15 protein-coding genes are annotated in these 18,418 nt (G+C 46.0%); 10 read left to right on the plus strand and 5 right to left on the minus strand.

All coding sequences use genetic code 11. The annotated features are described in order from the left end of the window. The first annotated feature begins 83 nt into the window (after positions 1 to 83). The 8 genes from ASV53_RS00385 to tldD all read left to right on the plus strand — a co-directional run bounded on the left by ASV53_RS00385 (position 84) and on the right by tldD (position 11,031). Positions 84 to 1,127 (plus strand): rod shape-determining protein, encoded by a 1,044-nt coding sequence (locus ASV53_RS00385; protein WP_048899201.1) that lies wholly within the window; start codon positions 84 to 86, stop codon positions 1,125 to 1,127. A gap of 40 nt (positions 1,128 to 1,167) precedes the next feature. Continuing rightward, positions 1,168 to 2,028, plus strand: a complete 861-nt coding sequence (gene mreC, locus ASV53_RS00390; RefSeq protein WP_094955689.1) for a rod shape-determining protein MreC — start codon at positions 1,168 to 1,170, stop codon at positions 2,026 to 2,028. Further along, the gene (mreD, locus tag ASV53_RS00395; protein ID WP_094955690.1) at positions 2,018 to 2,506 is read left to right on the plus strand and encodes a rod shape-determining protein MreD; all 489 of its coding nucleotides are present in this window, start codon (positions 2,018 to 2,020) and stop codon (positions 2,504 to 2,506) included. Before mreC ends, mreD begins: the two co-directional genes overlap by 11 nt. A 150-nt stretch (positions 2,507 to 2,656) precedes the next feature. Next, positions 2,657 to 3,232 carry a Maf family protein gene (locus tag ASV53_RS00400; RefSeq protein WP_094955691.1) on the plus strand — a complete coding sequence of 192 codons (576 nt, stop codon included), beginning with the start codon at positions 2,657 to 2,659 and terminating at the stop codon, positions 3,230 to 3,232. 8 nt (positions 3,233 to 3,240) lie between these two features. Then, positions 3,241 to 4,710, plus strand: coding sequence for a ribonuclease G (gene rng, locus ASV53_RS00405; protein ID WP_062689600.1), 1,470 nt, complete (start codon positions 3,241 to 3,243; stop codon positions 4,708 to 4,710). Between the two features lie 12 nt (positions 4,711 to 4,722). After that, positions 4,723 to 8,640 carry a YhdP family protein gene (locus ASV53_RS00410; RefSeq protein WP_094955692.1) on the plus strand — a complete coding sequence of 1,306 codons (3,918 nt, stop codon included), beginning with the start codon at positions 4,723 to 4,725 and terminating at the stop codon, positions 8,638 to 8,640. Positions 8,641 to 8,747: 107 nt separating this feature from the next. Beyond that, the gene (locus ASV53_RS00415; RefSeq protein ID WP_094955705.1) at positions 8,748 to 9,578 is read left to right on the plus strand and encodes a carbon-nitrogen hydrolase family protein; all 831 of its coding nucleotides are present in this window, start codon (positions 8,748 to 8,750) and stop codon (positions 9,576 to 9,578) included. A gap of 4 nt (positions 9,579 to 9,582) precedes the next feature. Then, positions 9,583 to 11,031 (plus strand): metalloprotease TldD, encoded by a 1,449-nt coding sequence (gene tldD / locus ASV53_RS00420; RefSeq protein ID WP_094955693.1) that lies wholly within the window; start codon positions 9,583 to 9,585, stop codon positions 11,029 to 11,031. 81 nt (positions 11,032 to 11,112) lie between these two features. Here tldD and yjgA read toward each other — a convergent pair whose 3' ends face one another. Beyond that, entirely contained in the window at positions 11,113 to 11,637 is a 525-nt protein-coding gene (gene yjgA / locus ASV53_RS00425; RefSeq protein ID WP_062689604.1) for a ribosome biogenesis factor YjgA, read from the minus strand. A gap of 150 nt (positions 11,638 to 11,787) precedes the next feature. On the opposite strand from yjgA, the gene pmbA reads away from it, so the two are divergent. Further along, positions 11,788 to 13,131: a metalloprotease PmbA gene (pmbA, locus tag ASV53_RS00430; protein ID WP_094955694.1), complete on the plus strand. Its 1,344-nt coding sequence runs from the start codon at positions 11,788 to 11,790 to the stop codon at positions 13,129 to 13,131. An 87-nt stretch (positions 13,132 to 13,218) separates the two neighbouring features. Here the strand turns inward: pmbA and mgtE are convergent, their stop codons facing one another. The 4 genes from mgtE to ptsN form a co-directional block, all read right to left on the minus strand. Then, positions 13,219 to 14,577, minus strand: a complete 1,359-nt coding sequence (gene mgtE, locus ASV53_RS00435) for a magnesium transporter (protein WP_062689727.1) — start codon at positions 14,575 to 14,577, stop codon at positions 13,219 to 13,221. A gap of 471 nt (positions 14,578 to 15,048) precedes the next feature. Next, entirely contained in the window at positions 15,049 to 15,324 is a 276-nt protein-coding gene (locus ASV53_RS00440) for an HPr family phosphocarrier protein (RefSeq protein WP_094955695.1), read from the minus strand. Continuing rightward, positions 15,321 to 16,172 carry an RNase adapter RapZ gene (gene rapZ / locus ASV53_RS00445; RefSeq protein ID WP_094955696.1) on the minus strand — a complete coding sequence of 284 codons (852 nt, stop codon included), beginning with the start codon at positions 16,170 to 16,172 and terminating at the stop codon, positions 15,321 to 15,323. Before rapZ ends, ASV53_RS00440 begins: the two co-directional genes overlap by 4 nt. A 39-nt stretch (positions 16,173 to 16,211) precedes the next feature. After that, positions 16,212 to 16,607, minus strand: a complete 396-nt coding sequence (gene ptsN, locus ASV53_RS00450) for a PTS IIA-like nitrogen regulatory protein PtsN (RefSeq protein ID WP_094955697.1) — start codon at positions 16,605 to 16,607, stop codon at positions 16,212 to 16,214. Between the two features lie 482 nt (positions 16,608 to 17,089). Between ptsN and ltrA the strand changes: the two genes are divergently transcribed. Further along, the gene (gene ltrA, locus ASV53_RS00460) at positions 17,090 to 18,382 is read left to right on the plus strand and encodes a group II intron reverse transcriptase/maturase (protein WP_189337795.1); all 1,293 of its coding nucleotides are present in this window, start codon (positions 17,090 to 17,092) and stop codon (positions 18,380 to 18,382) included. The last annotated feature ends 36 nt before the right edge of the window (positions 18,383 to 18,418 follow it).

Raw genomic sequence — 18,418 nt, forward strand, 5'->3', positions numbered from 1 at the left:
GCATACCTTGTGTCACTTCCTGCCCCTTGGTACATTTAGCGCAATTTAACGAATTTGTAAGCTTGCAGGATTAGCCGAAGACTATGTTTAAAAAACTTCGTGGCATGTTTTCTAATGACCTGTCTATTGACTTGGGTACAGCCAATACTCTTATTTATGTCAAAGGACAGGGCATCGTACTTGATGAACCATCTGTTGTTGCTATTCGCCAAGATCGTGCGGGTGGTACAAAAAGTGTTGCCGCTGTTGGCCACGATGCGAAGCAAATGCTTGGTCGTACACCGGGCAACATTGCAGCTATTCGTCCGATGAAAGACGGTGTTATCGCTGACTTCTACGTGACAGAAAAAATGTTGCAGCACTTTATTAAGCAAGTGCATGACAACAGCATTCTTCGCCCTAGCCCTCGCGTGCTAGTGGCTGTTCCTTGTGGTTCTACCCAAGTTGAGCGCCGTGCAATCCGTGAATCAGCACAAGGTGCTGGTGCGCGTGAAGTCTACCTAATCGATGAGCCAATGGCAGCTGCTATTGGTGCTGGTATGCCAGTGTCTGAAGCGACAGGCTGCATGGTGATCGATATCGGTGGTGGTACAACGGAAGTTGCGGTTATCTCACTAAATGGTGTGGTTTACTCATCGTCTGTTCGCATTGGTGGTGACCGCTTCGATGAAGCTGTGATCAACTACGTTCGCCGTAACTACGGTAGCCTAATTGGTGAAGCAACGGCAGAACGTATTAAGCACGAAATTGGTTCAGCTTACCCTGGCGATGAAGTACGTGAAATTGAAGTGCGCGGTCGCAACCTTGCTGAAGGTGTACCACGTAGCTTTACGCTGAACTCAAACGAAATCCTAGAGGCGCTACAAGAGCCGCTAACAGGTATCGTATCAGCAGTCATGGTTGCACTAGAGCAATGTCCACCAGAACTAGCATCTGATATCTCAGAGCGCGGTATGGTATTGACTGGCGGTGGTGCACTACTACGTGACTTAGATCGTCTATTAACTGAAGAAACAGGCATTCCTGTTGTTGTTGCTGAAGATCCACTAACGTGTGTTGCTCGTGGGGGCGGTAAAGCGCTTGAAATGATCGATATGCACGGTGGCGACTTATTCAGCGAAGAATAATGCCAGCAATGGCAATTTTAAAAACAGGTTATAGCGTTACATGAAACCTATCTTTGGCAGAGGCCCCTCTCTGCAACTGCGCCTGTTTCTAGCCATATTACTATCGGTCAGCCTTATGCTGGCCGATAGTCGCCTTGATGCTTTTGCCAATATCCGTTACCTGCTTAACTCCGCGATAGCGCCGCTGCAATATGCTGCGAATATTCCTCGCGCGATGCTCGATAATGTGTCTGGTCAACTCAGCTCGCATCAGCAATTATTGGCTGAAAACAACAGTCTAAAACGCGATATATTGGTTCAACAAAGCGATGTATTGTTACTTGAGCAACTAAAGCAAGAAAACAAACGTCTGCGTGATTTACTTGGTTCGCCCTTTATTCGGGATGAACGAAAAATGATCACCGAGGTGATGGCTGTCGATTCAGATCCTTACAGTCACCAAGTGATGATTGATAAAGGGCGTACTGATGGTGTCTACGAAGGCCAGCCTGTTATCAATGATAAAGGCATTGTGGGGCAGGTGTCTTATGTGGGCGCCCATAATAGTCGCGTGTTATTGCTGATCGATCCGACGCATGGTATTCCTGTTCAGGTTGTGCGTAACGATATACGCGTGATCGCATCGGGTAGTGGGCAGATTGATCAAATCCAGCTAGAGCATGTGCCAAGCAGTACTGATATTGAAGTGGGTGATTTACTGGTGACATCAGGCTTAGGTGGCCGTTATCCAGAAGGTTATCCGGTTGCAAATGTGACGGAGTTTTCGTTCGACAACAAACGCCCTTTTGCTCAGATCAAAGCGCGTCCAACGGTGCAGTTCGACCGTTTACGTTATTTGTTGCTGGTATGGCCGACACCACAAGAACTGAATAATACGGGAGGGCTAAGCGATGGCTTATAGTCGCTCTAATGGGCGTATCTGGATATGGCTGTCCATTACCGTAGCCTTGATATTACAAGCTGCGCCATGGCCCGGAGAGTTAGACCCATTTCGCCCATCTTTGGTATTGTTAGTCACCTTTTACTGGGTGCTCGCCTTACCTCATCGCGTGAATGTGGGGAGTGCGTTATTTATCGGCTTATTGTGGGATCTTATGCTAGGTTCCACGCTAGGTGTTCGTGGTTTAATGATGGCGATTGTATGCTATTTAGTGGCACTCAACTTCCAAGTCTTACGTAATCTATCCTTACTACAGCAGGCACTTTTGATTGCCATGTTGACGTTACTTGGAAAGTTAATTGAGTTTTGGGCGGAATACTTAGTCTCAGAAGTCACGTTTGAGCCGCAACGCACTTGGGCTATTTTACTTAATTTTATCTTGTGGCCTTGGGTGTTTTTGTTATTACGAAGGATGCGACGTAAGTTCTCAATTCGTTAATAATGTGCAGTGTGGGTGCAAAAATAAAAGTAAAAACACGGTATATACGTATATTTAGCAGAGCTCCAGATGGAGCTCTGTTTGTCTGATTTAGCCTAAAAGCCCACTCTTTGAAGGCGTTTTTAGGTGGATAATAGAAAGAAGGTTTTCATGTCAGCGATACAACTGCTTTTAGCTTCGGGATCACCACGTCGACAAGAATTATTAGCACAGCTCGGTTATACCTTTAAGCGAATCGTTGTCGATGTAGAAGAGCAGCATCAAGCTCATGAAAGCCCAGCGCAGTATGTACAGCGTCTCTCACAAGATAAAGCGTTGGCTGGCGTCGCCGCTAGTGAGGGAAATAAGCCCGTTTTAGGGGCTGATACCATCGTTGTCGTTGACGATATTATTTTAGAAAAACCTGCTGACTTCGCAGATTCCCATCGCATGCTGCGTATGCTATCTGGTCGCGAGCATCAGGTTTTAACCGCCGTGACGCTTGCAAAAGCGGGTCATATTGAAACCCAGTTAGTTACCACGAAAGTCTGGTTTAAAACCCTGTCAGAGCAAGAAATAGAACTATATTGGCAGAGTGGTGAGCCGCAAGATAAAGCGGGTAGCTACGGCATTCAAGGTATTGGTGGCAAATTCATTGAGCGTATCGATGGCAGTTATTACGCTGTGATGGGGTTACCTTTAGTAGAAACCGACATCATGGTTACAGCATTTTTAGAATTAGATTAGAGGCAATAATGAGTACAGAATTGCTAATTAATGTAACGCCAAGTGAAACACGCGTTGCAATGATTGAAGCCGGAACATTACAAGAAGTCCATGTTGAGCGTGAATCTAAGCGCGGCATTGTGGGTAATATTTACAAAGGCCGAGTAAGCCGCGTTTTACCGGGGATGCAAGCCGCATTTGTTGATATTGGTTTAGATAAAGCCGCCTTCTTGCATGCGTCTGATATTGTTCCGCATACTGAATGTGTTGCTGAAAATGAAAAAAAACAATTTCAGGTACTGGATATATCAGAGCTTGTTCGCCAAGGCCAAGATCTTGTAGTTCAAGTTGTCAAAGATCCTCTCGGGACCAAAGGTGCTCGCCTGACGACGGATGTTACATTACCGTCGCGTTACCTTGTCTTTATGCCTGGGGCTGGCCATGTTGGTGTTTCTCAGCGCATTGAAAGTGAAAAAGAGCGTGATCGTCTAAAGAAAGTGGTTTCTCACCATTGTGATGATTTGGGTGGCTTTATTATTCGTACTGCAGCGGAAGGTGCAACGGAAGATGAAGTGGCACAAGACGCAGCCTTCTTGAAGCACTTATGGCGCAAAGTATTAGAGCGTCGTGTCAAGAATAAGCCTAAATCTATGTTGTACGGTGAGCTTGGTTTAGCACAACGTATTTTACGTGACTTTGTTGGTACTGAATTAGACAGTATTCAAGTGGATTCGCGTTTAGGCTTCGAAAAACTAAAAGAGTTTACCGATGAGTTTGTACCTGAGCTCAGTGATAAGCTGCAGTATTACGCTGGCGAACAGCCAATTTTCGATTTGTTTGACACCGAAAGTGAAATTCAACGTTCACTGGATCGTAAAGTAGAGCTTAAATCGGGCGGCTACTTGATTATTGATCAGACTGAAGCCATGACGACAGTTGATATCAATACCGGTGCGTTTGTTGGTCGTCGTAATCTCGAAGAGACTATCTTCAACACCAATATTGAAGCGACTAAAGCCATTGCTCGTCAGCTACGTTTACGTAACTTGGGTGGCATTATCATTATCGATTTTATCGATATGGCCTCAGAGGATCACCAACGTCGGGTGTTACTTGCGCTTGAACAAGCATTGTCTTACGACCGAGTGAAGACCAACATTAATGGTTTCACTCAGTTAGGTTTAATCGAGATGACACGTAAGCGTACGCGTGAAAGCATTGAACACGTACTTTGCGGGACTTGTCCTACATGTGAAGGTCGAGGTTCGGTTAAAACGGTAGAAAGCGTGTGTTATGAAATACTACGCGAGATCACGCGTGTAAACCGCGCTTACGATGCCGATCGCTTTGTCGTATATGTTGCCCCAGCAGTAGCGGAAGCATTGGCGGGTGATGAGTCTCATGCATTGGCAGAGCTGGAAGTTTTCATTGGTAAGCAAGTGAAGATCAAAGGCGAGCCGTTATATGTGCAAGAGCAGTTTGATGTAGTCATGATGTAAGTGAGGCTCTGCGTGACAAACGTTACCGTTCGTCTGGCGAGAGGGATGATGTGGCTGGTACTAATTATGTTAGTACTGGCTTCGATTGCTGTTAGTGGTTTACGTCTTCTTCTTCCTCAGCTTAACGAATATCGCGAACCCATTCGTCAATGGGTTTCTGCGCAGGTCGACATGGACCTGCAAATTGAACAAGTCGAAGGGCACTGGCGCACATTTGGTCCTTCTTTGATGTTGCAGGGGATCAGTGTTGGTTCATCTGACCTAACTCCATCTTTGGTTAAAGTGGGTGATGTTGAAGTCCGCTTTGATTTATGGCGATCTGCATTTCAATTACGTCCAGTTTTTAAAGATGTCAGCATTCATGGTCTTGCTGTCGATCTGACTCAAATCCCCAGTTTAAACCCAAACTTGCCTGACGTAGAGGTAGATCAAGCGACACCTGAACATCAAGATAAATTGTCGATTGCCCAGCAATTAGAGCAAGTGTTTTTTGTTCGTCTGGGGCACTTTTCATTGAAAGATGCCAAAGTGAAAACGTGGACGCCATCGGGTGAAATTGTCCAAATCGATATTAACCAACTTAAATGGGCGAATAATAAAGGCGATCATCGTGCGGAAGGCGTGATTAGCATTGTTGGCACCCATTTAAGTGAGCTTGATGTTAGTGCCAATTTATCGGAACAGGGCGATCTTGAATCGTTATCAGGGCAGATTTATGCCAACGGCAAGAAGTTGTCGTTTACCCCGTGGTTGCGCAAGCAGCTGACTGGTGGTGTCGACATTACCAGTAGTGAAGTGAATGCGGAGCTTTGGCTCTCGTTACAAAACGGTGATGTGACTAATGGCCAAGTGCAACTGACAGACAGTAGCTTATCCTGGCATCAGAACAAACAAAGCCACCAAATGGGTATTAAGAACGGGATCATTACGGTTAAGCCTGATCGCGAAGATGATGGCTCAGTCTCGTGGCGGGTTGATACGAATGCGATGTCATGGCAAAGCGATAATACGAGCTGGCCAGCATTGAAGCTTGCTGCTGAATGGCAAATGGGTAAGTGGCAGTTAGCGGTTAATACGATCAAACTCGATCATTTGCAGCCATTGATGGATTTTTTACCTGACAACGAAGGGATGGATGTATTACGTAAGTTATCACCCTCAGGCTTTGTCAGTGATATCCGTGTTGCTCAAGTGGGTGAGCAGTCTCCGCGCTTTTCTTTGAAGCTTGAGCAGTTTGGTATTAAGCAATGGGAACTGATTCCAGGCATACACAAACTGGACGCAAATGTCAGCGGCGATTTGCATTCAGGCCGAGCCATTTTGAGCGTGCAAAATGATGTGCTGCCGTTTGGCGATGTGTTCCAAGCGCCGCTAGCGGTTGATAGTGGTGATGTTACAGCTTATTGGCAAGTGAACGATGGTGGTTGGCGACTTTGGAGCGATAGCTTAAAAGTGACCACACCACACCTAGCGATTAATGGTGAGTTTCGGATTGATTTCCCAGCAGATAAACCAAGTTGGTTATCATTTTATGGTGAAGCTTCTGCGTATGAAGTAGGTGAAACGTGGCGCTATTTACCGACGTTGTCGTTGGGAAGAGAACTCACTGATTATCTATCTGCCGCCATTCGCGGTGGGCAGGCGAAAGGCGCTCAACTGCTGTGGTATGGCGATCTGCAAGATTACCCATACAGCGATCATAGCGGGATCTTTCAAGCAAAAGTACCACTGAAAAATGCAAAATTCAGCTTTGATACGGAATGGCCCGAGCTGACTGATTTGCAGCTGGACCTATTGTTTGAGAATGATTTCATGTATCTCGATTCTCGCCATGCTAAAACCATGAGAGCGACAGCGAAAAAGGTCACTGGCGTCTCAGAGCTGAGTGAAAATGGCCATTTGGAGCTCAACGTTGCTGTTGCTGCTGAAGGTGAAGCTGTTCGCGATTACATGATGGCAACGCCATTAGTTGATTCTGTCGGAGCGGCATTATCAACAGTACAAGTTTCGGGGCCTGTTACTGCTGATTTTAAATTGGATATTCCTTTTGATGGCACTGATGTTCGAGCGTGGGGTTCCGCCAAACTAGATAACAATACTGTTCTTATTGATGCGCCACCACTTGCGCTAGCACAGGTAAGCGGCAGTATTGGTTTTGATAACGATGTAATTTCAGCGAAAGGGTTGAGTGGCAAGTTACTGGATCAAAAAGTCGATATTGGTTTTGACGGTAAAAGTCTTGAAACGGGTTATCAGGTTGATATTGGTGTGAAAGGTAATTGGCAAGTTGCACCGCTTCAGATGCAACTTAATGATCCTTTGCTAGCACATGTTGATGGCCACAGTGAATGGCAAGCGGATGTAGGGGTGAGTTTGCATGATATCGGCTTTAAATATCAGGTCGATCTTAAAGCGCCGTTATCGAGCCTGTCTAGTGATCTTCCGTATCCATTAACCTTATCGAACAAGCGCTCAGGCCAAATGGCTAACTTGCATGTCGAGGGTAATGGCGATGTGTTAACCGCCGATCTGTTATTGCCGGATGTGAAGTACCGCACGCGTTTGGCATTGACCAAACCGCGCCTAACTTTAGCATCGAGTTATCTTGCTGTCGGAGGAAGCCAGTTACGTCCATTGGGTAAGCGTACTCATATAGTCAACATTAATAGTGATTATCTTGATGGTGATCGTTGGATTGATTTGGCCAACGAGGTGATCGAACGTTATGACTCAGCATCGCTGAAGAGCATGAAAACGCCCCCTTCAGCCTTTCCTGAGTTACCGTTACCGACTCGGGTGAATGTTCAGCTTAAACGTTTGAGCCTAGCGACACTTGATTGGCATGATGTTGCGCTTGCTGCGCGTGATAGTCGTAAGCAGTGGCACTTTATTGTTGGCAGCCGAGAAGCAACCGGTGAAGCATTCTGGCCGCAATATAAGCCGCTGAATGTGGTAATGGATAAAATTCACGTTAATTTACCATTGTTAGAAGGGATAGAAGACGATCTTCCTACTGATAAGTACGTACCACAAACGGATGTACCTTTAGCTACCAGTTTTGATCAGAGTGTGATGAAAAACATGCCTGATATGGATCTCACGATCAAAGATGCTTGGCTTCAAGGTTACCGTTTAGGGAAGGTGTCAGGTCAACTTCGCCATGATGAGTCCACATTAGTACTGCAGAACCTACAAATTGATTCTGGGGTAACTTCGTTGAGCCTTGATGGTCACTGGACGTTGGCAAATGGTCAGAATGAAACCCACATCGCTTTTGATATTGATGGTGAAAATAGCTCTGACTTAATGGGACGTTTTGGTATTTCGGGCGGGGTAGAAGATGCGTCATTCAGTAGTTATGCATCGATTCAGTGGCAAGGCGCACCTTGGTCAATGCACCGTGAAACGTTATCCGGTGAGATTAAAACGGAAACGGGTAAAGGCTTTATCAGTAATGTGGGTGGAGCCGGACGTTTATTAGGTTTATTCAGTATTGATTCGATCATCCGTAAAATGCAGCTCGATTTTTCAGGTGTATTTGATAATGGTTTAGCGTTTGATTACATTCGAGGTTCAGGCAAGTTAGATAACGGTATTTTCACGACTGACGACATAAAAATGAAAGCCCTAGCGGGTGACATGTTTATTCAAGGTAAAGCGAATTTAGTCGATGAAACCGTTGATGCTCGGGTTCGATTTAATCCTGATCTGACGTCTGGTATTCCGGTCTTAACGGCTTTTGCCATTGCACCGCCGACGGCGTTATATGTATTAGCTATTTCGACTGCGTTAGCGCCAGTAGTTGATGTATTTACCCAGATTAACTATCAGATCAAAGGGCCAATTGATGCGCCTGTTGTGTCTGAAAAATCCCGCTTTACAGGGGAGTTTGTGGTACCAGAATCGATGGGTGAAAGTGACAGTAAATAAACGTCGATAGATAAGTGGCAGGGTACTTTTTTCATTGTCGAGGGGCAAAAGTACTGCTGTAAGCGAAATCAACAATCATTCAAGGAGTGAGAATGATGAAGAGCATGATCAATAAGGTTGGCGTCGTACAGATGAATTCAGGTCGAGATCCTGAAGTGAATGTCGCCAAGCTTAAAAAGAAACTGAAAGGACTGCAGTTACAGGGCGCTCGTTTAGTGATTACGCCAGAAAATGCCCTGATCTTTGGTAGCACTGATGACTATCAGCAACATGCAGAAGCATTAGGTGATGGCCCTTTGCAGTCGACAGTTGCCCGAATGGCCGAAAGATTGGGGATCTGGTTACTGATTGGATCATTTCCAATTCGTCAGCAAAGTGGTGCAATGACGAGTACTGCACTGCTTTATGATGATAAAGGCCAGCTTGTCGCACACTATAATAAGCTGCACATGTTTGATGTGGAGATTGAAGATAAGCACCACAGCTATCGAGAATCAGACACTTTTCAAGCCGGTGACGAAACGGTTGTTGCCGATACACCGTTTGGCCGATTAGGGCTTTCGATTTGTTATGATGTACGATTCCCCCAGCTTTACAGCGCACTTCGTGCGAAAGGTGCGGATATCATTATCGTGCCAGCTGCATTTACCCGAGTCACAGGGCAAGCGCACTGGGATGTATTATTACGTGCTCGTGCGATTGAAAACCAGTGTTGGTTAATTGCCGCGGCACAGTCGGGTGAGCATTTTGACGGTCGTGAAACATGGGGCCATTCGATGATTATTGACCCTTGGGGGCAGGTAGTGGCATGCCAAGCACAAGGGACTGGGGTATTAACCGCAGACATTGATTTGAAATTAAGCCACACTATAAGAACAAATATGCCGGTGATGCAGCATGCAAGATTTGCAGTGCATCAGCGCAACGATAAGAGCTGAGTAGATGACGCTAAAAACTGTAGAAAACACCATGCTGGATCAATCAGGGATTGGGCGTGACGATCTTCAACGTATTCTTGGTCAAATTGCGACGCGAGATGTTGATTATGCTGATATTTATTTTCAGTCATGCTGGCACGAATCTTTAGTGCTAGAAGATAGCATTATCAAAGATGGCTCCTTTAACATTGACCGTGGTGTTGGCGTTCGTGCTGTCACTGGTGAAAAAACAGGTTTTGCTTACTCGGATCAAATTAACGAATTAGCTTTAACGCAAAGTGCAAAAGCTGCACGTGGTATTGCCCGTAAAGGTACCAGCGGTAAGGTACAAGCCTTTACGGCGGTTGAAGCTCCAATGATTTATGCGGCGATTGATCCGCTCTCAAGTTTTGATAAGTACCAGAAAATCGCGTTACTTGAAGAAATTGACGCGTATATTCGCAGTAAAGAGCCTTTGGTAACCGAAGTTTCAGTCAGCATTAATGGTGTGTACGAGCAAGTGCTGGTGGCAGCGCTTGATGGTACTTATGCTGCTGATATTCGCCCATTAGTACGTCTGTCAATTAGCGTATTGGTGGAACGTGGTGATAAGCGTGAACGTGGTAGTGCGGGCGGCGGTGGCCGTTACGGTTATGAATTCTTTGTCCAAGAGGAAGCGAACGGTAAAACGGTCGCACTGAACTTTGCTGATGAAGCGATTCGACAGGCATTGGTTAATCTGGATGCTGAAGCTGCACCTGCGGGTACTATGCCTGTTGTTTTAGGCGCAGGTTGGCCTGGCGTGCTATTGCACGAAGCAGTAGGTCACGGTTTAGAAGGCGATTTTAATCGTAAAGAATCATCCATGTTCTCAGGTCAAATGGGCGAACAAGTGACTTCATCGCTTTGTACTATCGTTGATGATGGTACCTTAGCTGATCGTCGTGGCTCGTTGAACATTGATGATGAAGGCACCCCAGGTCAATACAATGTATTGGTTGAAGGCGGTAAGCTAAAAGGTTATATGCAAGATAAGTTGAATGCGCGTCTTATGGGCGTAGCTCCAACCGGTAATGGCCGTCGTGAATCTTACGCGCATTTACCTATGCCACGCATGACCAATACTTACATGTTACCAGGCGAACATTCGCGTGAAGAGATTATCTCAAGCGTGAAGAATGGTATCTATGCGCCAAACTTTGGTGGTGGTCAGGTTGATATTACATCCGGTAAGTTTGTATTCTCGGCATCGGAAGCATACTTGATCGAAAATGGTAAAATAACTCGCCCAATTAAAGGTGCAACCTTGATCGGTAGTGGTATTGAAGCCATGCAGCAAGTGTCGATGGTGGGTAATGATCTAGAGATCGATCGCGGTGTGGGTGTATGTGGTAAAGCAGGTCAAAGCGTGCCTGTTGGTGTAGGACAGCCAACCTTGAAAATTGATTCCATGACGGTGGGTGGTACTGACTAGGTTAGAGTGGTACTCACTTCATCGTTAAAACAATAACGCCAGCATCATGCTGGCGTTATTGTTTGAGTCTAATACTGAGTATTAGTTGCTCATGTACAGTTCTTTTAAGTACTGGAAAATTTCGCGATATGCTTTCGCTGGCTTTTCCTGTTCTTTTTCTTTATTCGCTTGGCGAACAAGTTGGCGTAGACGCTGACGGTCAGCATCTGGGTGATCAACTAAAATGGCATTGATCATACTGTCGCCATTAGTAATGAGCTTATCGCGCTTTTGCTCAAGCTTTTTCAACTCAACAGTGGTTTGTGAGTGCTTGTTGTTTAGCTTATCCAATGCCGCTTGGATTGGATCAAGATCGATATAGCGCATTTGCTTACCGATGTATTGCAGTTGGCGACGACGCGCTTCATTTTTAAAGCGTTGTGCATCTTTGACAGCTGCATGCATATCGTCATCTAGCGGTATTTTTGCTAGTGCATTAGGCGTTAAGTTTACTAACTCTTCCCCTAGTTTTTGCAACGCTTCCATGTCACGTTTCATCTCAGTTTTACTTACCCAGATGATTTCTTCTTCTGGTTCCCAAGGGGCTTTTTGATTTTTACGGCTCATAAAAGGGCTCACTAACCTGCTAATGACAAACCGCACTAATGTCGGTTTGGTGGTAATGGTTCTATTTTATCAGTTTAAACACAAATTTGGGCGCAAATTAGCACACGAGAGTGTTATTCTAATTATATCAGCATAACAATAAGTGAAATTATGGACGTGAGAGAACAGGTCGCACAACAGCGCGTGGAGCTGGAAGCTGCGGTTGCTAAAGCATTAGAGCTAGCAGGCCAACAAGCCGACGCGGCAGAAGTTGCTATTAATAAAACAACAGGCATTAGTGTTTCTACCCGTATGTGTGAGGTGGAAAACGTTGAATTTAATAGTGATGGTGCACTTGGCATCACCGTTTATCGTGGTCAGCGTAAAGGTAGCGCATCAACATCTGATTTAAGTGAGAGCGCCATTGCTCAAACGGTTGCCGCTGCGTTAGACATTGCACGTTACACCTCTGAAGATCCTTATGCAGGCCCCGGCCCTGAAGAGCTGATGGCGCGTGAGATCCCTGATTTAGACTTATTCCACCCAGATGAACCTGAGCCTGATCGTGCTGCTGCGATTGCGATTGCTGCTGAGCAGGCGGCGCTCGATTTCGATCCTCGTATCAAACAAAGTGATGGTGCAAGTTACGACAGCCATTACGGGGTACGTGTTTACGGTAACAGCCATGGCATGCTAGCGAGCTATGCATCAAGTCGTCATAGCACCAGCTGCTGTGTGATTGCACAGGGTAAAAACGGTGAGATGGAGCGAGATTACAGCTACACCTCAGCCCGTGTTGCTTCTGAACTATGGACGCCTGAGCGTGTTGGTCAACATGCGGCTGAGCGTACTGTTGGTCGTGTTGATGCTCAAAAGCTAACAACCCGTGAAGCGCCAATTATGTTTGCTGCTGATATTGCGACAGGCTTGTTTGGCCATTTAGTGATGGGGATTAGCGGTTCAAATTTATACCGTAAATCGTCTTTCTTACTGGATCAGCTGGGTGAGCAAATTTATCCCGAGTGGATGAACATTAGCGAACGTCCTCACATTTTACGAGGGATGGCGAGTACACCGTTTGATAGTGAGGGTTTAGCCACTCACGATCGTGAAATTATTACTGATGGCTGTCTGCAAACGTATCTGATGACCAGTTACGCTGCTCGCAAGTTGAAGATGCAACCGACAGGTCATGCTGGTGGTATCCATAACTGGATGGTGAACTCGACTGGCGAAAGCTTTGAGCTGATGCTGAAAAAAATGGATCGAGGTTTGTTGGTCACTGAGTTAATGGGCCAAGGCGTGAATATCATTACGGGTGATTACTCTCGTGGCGCGGCTGGCTTCTGGGTAGAAAATGGTGAAATCCAATATCCAGTCAGTGAGATTACCATCGCGGGTAACTTGAAAGACATGATGAAAAATATTGTCGCGATTGGTACGGATACCGAAATGCGTAGCCAGATCCAAACGGGTTCTATTTTGCTTGATACCATGAAGATTGCTGGCGAATAAGCCATACGCGAGCATCATATTCGATGTAATAAAAAAACCGAGACGCTAGCGCCTCGGTTTTTTTGTGCTTTTTGAAAAGGGCTTTGGTTACACCAAGAAGATAGTGGCTAGTCCCAAGAACACAGATAGACCAACAATATCGGTGATGGTGGTCAATGCCATGCCTCCCGCTAAGGCGGGGTCGATATTGAATTTTTTGAGCATAACCGGAATACAAACCCCCGCCACACCGGCAATGATCAAGTTGGTGAGCATGGCGCCAGCAATGATCGCTCCGAGTATGATGTCGCCTTTCCACAGTACAACGACGCCACCAATGATCAGTGCCCATAGCAGGCCATTGATTAAGCCTACGCGTGCTTCTTTGCTTAGTAGCCAGCGGGTGTTCGAATCCCCGATATGACCAACGGCTAAACCACGGATCACTAGCGCGACCGTTTGGTTACCAGCCACCCCACCCATCGATGGTACAATCGTCATTAGAACGGCAATGGCAGCCATTTTATCGAGTGTGGCTTCAAACATGTTCGACACAGATGCCGCCGCAAGCGCTGCCAGTACGTTAACCCCAAGCCAAATACTACGGCTACGGGCTGACTTCATAACTGGTGCAAAGGTATCTTCTTCATCATCCATACCCGCCATACTCATCATGGAGTGCTCTGCGTCTTCACGAATGATATCGACCACATCATCGATGGTGATACGACCGACAAGGTGATTGTTGCTATCAACAACAGGTGCCGATAACCAGTTACGGCGTTCAAACAGGTTAGCGATTTCACTGTCATCCATGTCGACAGGGATCGCTTCATCCGAATCTTCCATGACTTCACGGATTTCAATGTCAGGCTGGGTGGTAACGAGTGTTGCCAATGAAATATGGCCGATTAGATATTCATTTTCATCGACCACATACAGAGCATCTGTCGCTTCAGGCAACTCACCACGCATGCGCAAATAACGTAAAACCACATCAGCCGTTACATCACCACGAATGGTAATGAAGTCGGTACTCATCATACCGCCGGCACTGTCTTCTGAGTAGGCTAACGCTTTCTCAACACGATGACGGTCAGTGGCATCCATTTGCGCCAATACTTCTTGGTAGCGCTCGTCTGGTAGGCTACGAAGGACATAAGCGACATCATCACTTTCCATGCCTTCAGTAACAGCCGCCAGTTTCTCTGGTGCCATTTGTGCAACGATGCCGTCTTTTACGTCTTCAGACAGCTCGTCAAGGATTTCACCTTGCTCTTCAGGATCGGTTAATTGCCACAGCACCTGACGTTCTTTCGGCGGTGAAGCCTCTAACAGGTGGGCAATGTCTTCCGGTTCCATGTCTTGCAACAGGCGGCGAACGTGAACAAACATGCCATTTTCTAAGGCCTTGTTCACTTCTTGTAAGGTTTGGTGGGTATTGTCTTGCTCTAGTAGATCCGCCATAGATACAAACTCGGTTGTGCCATCTGAGCAATTCTCTGGATCAAAATGGTTACTCAGCCGATGGTGCGCAGAGTGAAAGGGGCCAGAAAATTGGTCAGATGGAAATAATACCGAACAGCTGATATTACCCATGAAGGTAACTGCTGCTCTGTTTGAGTATGCGTGAATGCCTGTGTAATTGGGGATGATTGAAACCCAAAATAGAGACGATTCAGCATAAACGCAATAAGCTGAATTTTAACGCAATAATGCGGTTGTTGTCTCACCAGATTTGAGAGTTCGATGAAATTTCATCTGCGTATGAAAAAAGAGCTGGGAAACGGAGGCGTGATATTTCGCAACAAGCGACTATTTAGCAACAAGTTAGCTGAGGATGATGACATAAATGGCCATATCATCCTCTGGAGCTTTATTTTTGAAGTGAGTGTTTTTTAAACAGATTTAAGCGAATGGCAGGTCAATTACTTGGGATTAACTTTCTTCATCGAAGCCTGCTTCTATCAACGAGATAACAGCCTCAAGAGCTAACTCGGCATCGTTGCCTTCCGCGCTGACCGTGATTTGCTGGCCCTGAGCGGATTCCAGCATTAATAATCCCATCACGCTATCTGCCGTCGCTTGTTTCTCATGGTTACTGATCGTTACCGTTGCATCAAAACTTTGTGCCAATTCAACCAACTTAATCGCGGCTCGGGCATGAAGGCCTAGGCGGTTATTGATAAACACATCGCGGCAAAGGTCTGTCATATTAAGCCTTCTAGTGTACGGTGGCGAATTTGAACTTGTTGGCCCGCATGGATAAAGTGCTCGGCCAATTGCTGTGCAACATAGACAGAACGGTGCTGACCACCAGTACAACCGATAGCGATGGTAAGGTAACTACGGTTGTTTTTTTCTAGCATAGGTAACCAGGTTTCCACGAAATTACGGATCTGATTGGTTAACTGATTTACTTCTGGGTGACTAGCTAAGAATTCTTTGACGCCAAGATCAAGCCCTGTCTGGGGTTTGAGTTCAGGCACCCAATGTGGATTAGGTAAGAAGCGAACGTCAAACACATAATCGGCATCGGTGGGTAAACCATGCTTAAAGCCAAAAGACTCAAACACCATGATTAAGTCGCGATTTTCACGGCCTAAAACACGTGAACGTACGGTTTCACTTAAATCATGGATAGATTGCTTAGTGGTATCTATGACTAAATCAGCATGTTCTTTTAGATCCGAAAGAATGGCGCTTTCCGATTGGATTGCTTGTTCCAAGCTCATGTTATTACGAGAGAGTGGATGCAGACGGCGTGTTTCACTATAGCGCTTAACTAGCTCTTTATCGTCAGCATCTAAGAACATGACGTTGACATCAAGTTGGCTACTGAGTGATGACAGGATTTTTTGAATCTCACCCGATTGGGTTGGCATATTGCGAACATCAATACTGACGGCAATATCCTGCTGATTGTTTTCCACGGTTTTGATGAATTGTGGGAGTAAATTTACAGGTAGGTTATCGACACAATAGTACCCAAGATCTTCGAGTACTCGTAATGCCACGGATTTCCCTGAGCCAGAACGCCCACTTACGACCATTAACATCATGGTTGAATTACCTCAAACAACTTGGAAGGATTACACTCATTATGAGTCATTGGTCATGATTTGATAAAGCTCTTGATCAGATTTAGCAGTACGTAATTGTTTACATATCTGCTTATTACTGAGCTTTTCAGCCATGCTCGATAGGGTTTTAAGATGCTCTTTACACTGTGCGTCTGGCACGAGTAAGGCAAATAGCAAGTCGACAGGTTGATTGTCGATGGCATCAAACTCGATAGGATTATCGCATTGGATCAAAATGGCAATGGCTTCATCGCTTTGTGTGATGCGGCCATGAGGTATGGCGATGCCATTACCTATGCCGGTACTGCCCATTTTTTCCCTGCTGAGCATACACTCAAATAAAGGTTGGGGATTCTGGTCTAAGTGATCTGCAGCGATTTCGCTGATGATTTCTAGAGCGCGTTTTTTGTGCAAGGGTGTTCACCGTGAGGTGAAATCTGAAGGAAGCAAATGGCAAAACTTGGTTGTGACGAACAGAAATCCGATAGTAGGTCACTACAACTTGGGTAACCTAGCAATAGATAGAATAGCCCAATGCCTCGACGGGAAGTGTGTAGTGATAAATCAGGCACGGCCAAGGGAAAGAGCAACGTCTTACCTCGGGAGATCTTATTGCCTGTCTCAGATGAGACTAATGCAGTAGTGATGCTGTGTGACGGGTGGTAAGAAGTCAGCAGAAGGCATAGTACCTTGAGGAAGTACAACTCAAGGGAAGGCCTGAACTGAATATATCAGGAAGCAGTCACTAGACACTCAATCATGTGGAGTCATAGCAAGATGAAAATCATCTCTACGTCCCAATGGGCGATACCGCAAGTAAAGCTCATGGTCACGAAGAATGACAAGCATGGTCGGCGTAGACAGGAGGACGAGTCTTGGTGACCTCAACTTCGTTGATGGAGCAAATCTGCTCTTCAACTAACTTGAATCAAGCTCTACGAAGAGTGAAGAAGAACAAAGGGTGTGCAGGCGTTGATAAACTCGATATTAATGCCACCATCTCAATGCTTCGACAGTCTTCAAACGGGCAAGCGCTTCGCCAGAGTCTTCTGGATGGAAGTTATCAACCGCAACCCGTTCTTGGTGTGGAAATCCCCAAACCTAGCGGTGGGGTCAGGCAACTAGGCATCCCAACAGTCCTTGATAGAGTTGTCCAACAGGCAATCACTTCAGTGCTGACAGATATCTATGAACTGAAATTCTCCGATAGCAGTTACGGATTTAGACCGAACCGCAGTGCCCACCAAGCACTAGCGGTAGCCAGTCGCTACATCCGAGAAGGGCGAGGTTATGTGGTAGATATCGACTTAGCGAAATACTTCGATACAGTGAACCATGACAGGCTGATGTATAGATTGTCACAGGACATTGCTGATAAACGAGTGTTGAAGCTCATCAGGTCATATCTACAGGCAGGCATAATGCGAAACGGGTTAGTTGAACAGAGACAACGAGGCACACCACAGGGTGGACCATTATCTCCGTTGCTCTCCAATATCGTATTAGATGAACTGGATAAAGAGTTAGATCGTAGAGGGCATAAGTTCTGTCGATATGCAGACGACTGCCAAATTTACGTAGGTAGTGAGGAAGCGGCTCACCGAGTCAAAGGGTCGATAACGGAGTTCTTGGAGCAGAAACTGAAACTCACGGTAAACCGAGAGAAAAGCGCCGCGACAAGAGTGACAGAGCGAACTTACCTAAGCCACCGCTTCCAGATAAATGGAACTATCCATATATCGAAGCCAGCGCAAACTCAAATGAAGAGACGAGTGCGGCAGATAACGAAGCGAAATCGAGGGCGAGAGTTAAAGGTTGTAATAACCGAGTTAACTCAATACCTAAGAGGTTGGCAACACTACTTCAAACTTGCCATACGTAAAAGTAGCATGCAGCGCTTGGATGAATGGATACGGCGACGGCTAAGATGCTACCGACTTAAACAACGCAAACGGAGATACAGCATAGCGACATGGTTACAGCGACAAGGTGTAACGGAGCGCAATGCGTGGAAGGTAGCGATGTCAGATAAAGGTTGGTGGCGCTTAGCATTAACGCCGCAGGTGAATCACGCCATGCCGATAAAATGGTTCGAGGAGTTGGGGCTGTACTCATTGCGAGATGGGTATGAGTCACTGAAAATATATTCGGAACCGCCGTATGCGACTCACGCTTGTACGGTGGTGTGAGAGGACGGAGGCCGTGAGGCCTCCTCCTACTCGATT

Source organism: Photobacterium sanguinicancri (assembly GCF_002265265.1).
Lineage (GTDB): Bacteria > Pseudomonadota > Gammaproteobacteria > Enterobacterales > Vibrionaceae > Photobacterium > Photobacterium sanguinicancri.

Bases quoted from the DNA above. Each gene is read 5' to 3' on its own strand.
- ASV53_RS00385 (WP_048899201.1), top strand. From the start codon at position 84: ATGTTTAAAAAACTTCGTGGCATGTTTTCTAATGACCTGTCTATTGAC.
- mreC (WP_094955689.1), top strand. From the start codon at position 1,168: ATGAAACCTATCTTTGGCAGAGGCCCCTCTCTGCAACTGCGCCTGTTT.
- mreD (WP_094955690.1), top strand. From the start codon at position 2,018: ATGGCTTATAGTCGCTCTAATGGGCGTATCTGGATATGGCTGTCCATT.
- ASV53_RS00400 (WP_094955691.1), top strand. From the start codon at position 2,657: ATGTCAGCGATACAACTGCTTTTAGCTTCGGGATCACCACGTCGACAA.
- rng (WP_062689600.1), top strand. From the start codon at position 3,241: ATGAGTACAGAATTGCTAATTAATGTAACGCCAAGTGAAACACGCGTT.
- tldD (WP_094955693.1), top strand. From the start codon at position 9,583: ATGACGCTAAAAACTGTAGAAAACACCATGCTGGATCAATCAGGGATT.
- yjgA (WP_062689604.1), bottom strand. From the start codon at position 11,637: ATGAGCCGTAAAAATCAAAAAGCCCCTTGGGAACCAGAAGAAGAAATC.
- pmbA (WP_094955694.1), top strand. From the start codon at position 11,788: ATGGACGTGAGAGAACAGGTCGCACAACAGCGCGTGGAGCTGGAAGCT.
- mgtE (WP_062689727.1), bottom strand. From the start codon at position 14,577: ATGGCGGATCTACTAGAGCAAGACAATACCCACCAAACCTTACAAGAA.
- ASV53_RS00440 (WP_094955695.1), bottom strand. From the start codon at position 15,324: ATGACAGACCTTTGCCGCGATGTGTTTATCAATAACCGCCTAGGCCTT.
- rapZ (WP_094955696.1), bottom strand. From the start codon at position 16,172: ATGATGTTAATGGTCGTAAGTGGGCGTTCTGGCTCAGGGAAATCCGTG.
- ltrA (WP_189337795.1), top strand. From the start codon at position 17,090: ATGGAGCAAATCTGCTCTTCAACTAACTTGAATCAAGCTCTACGAAGA.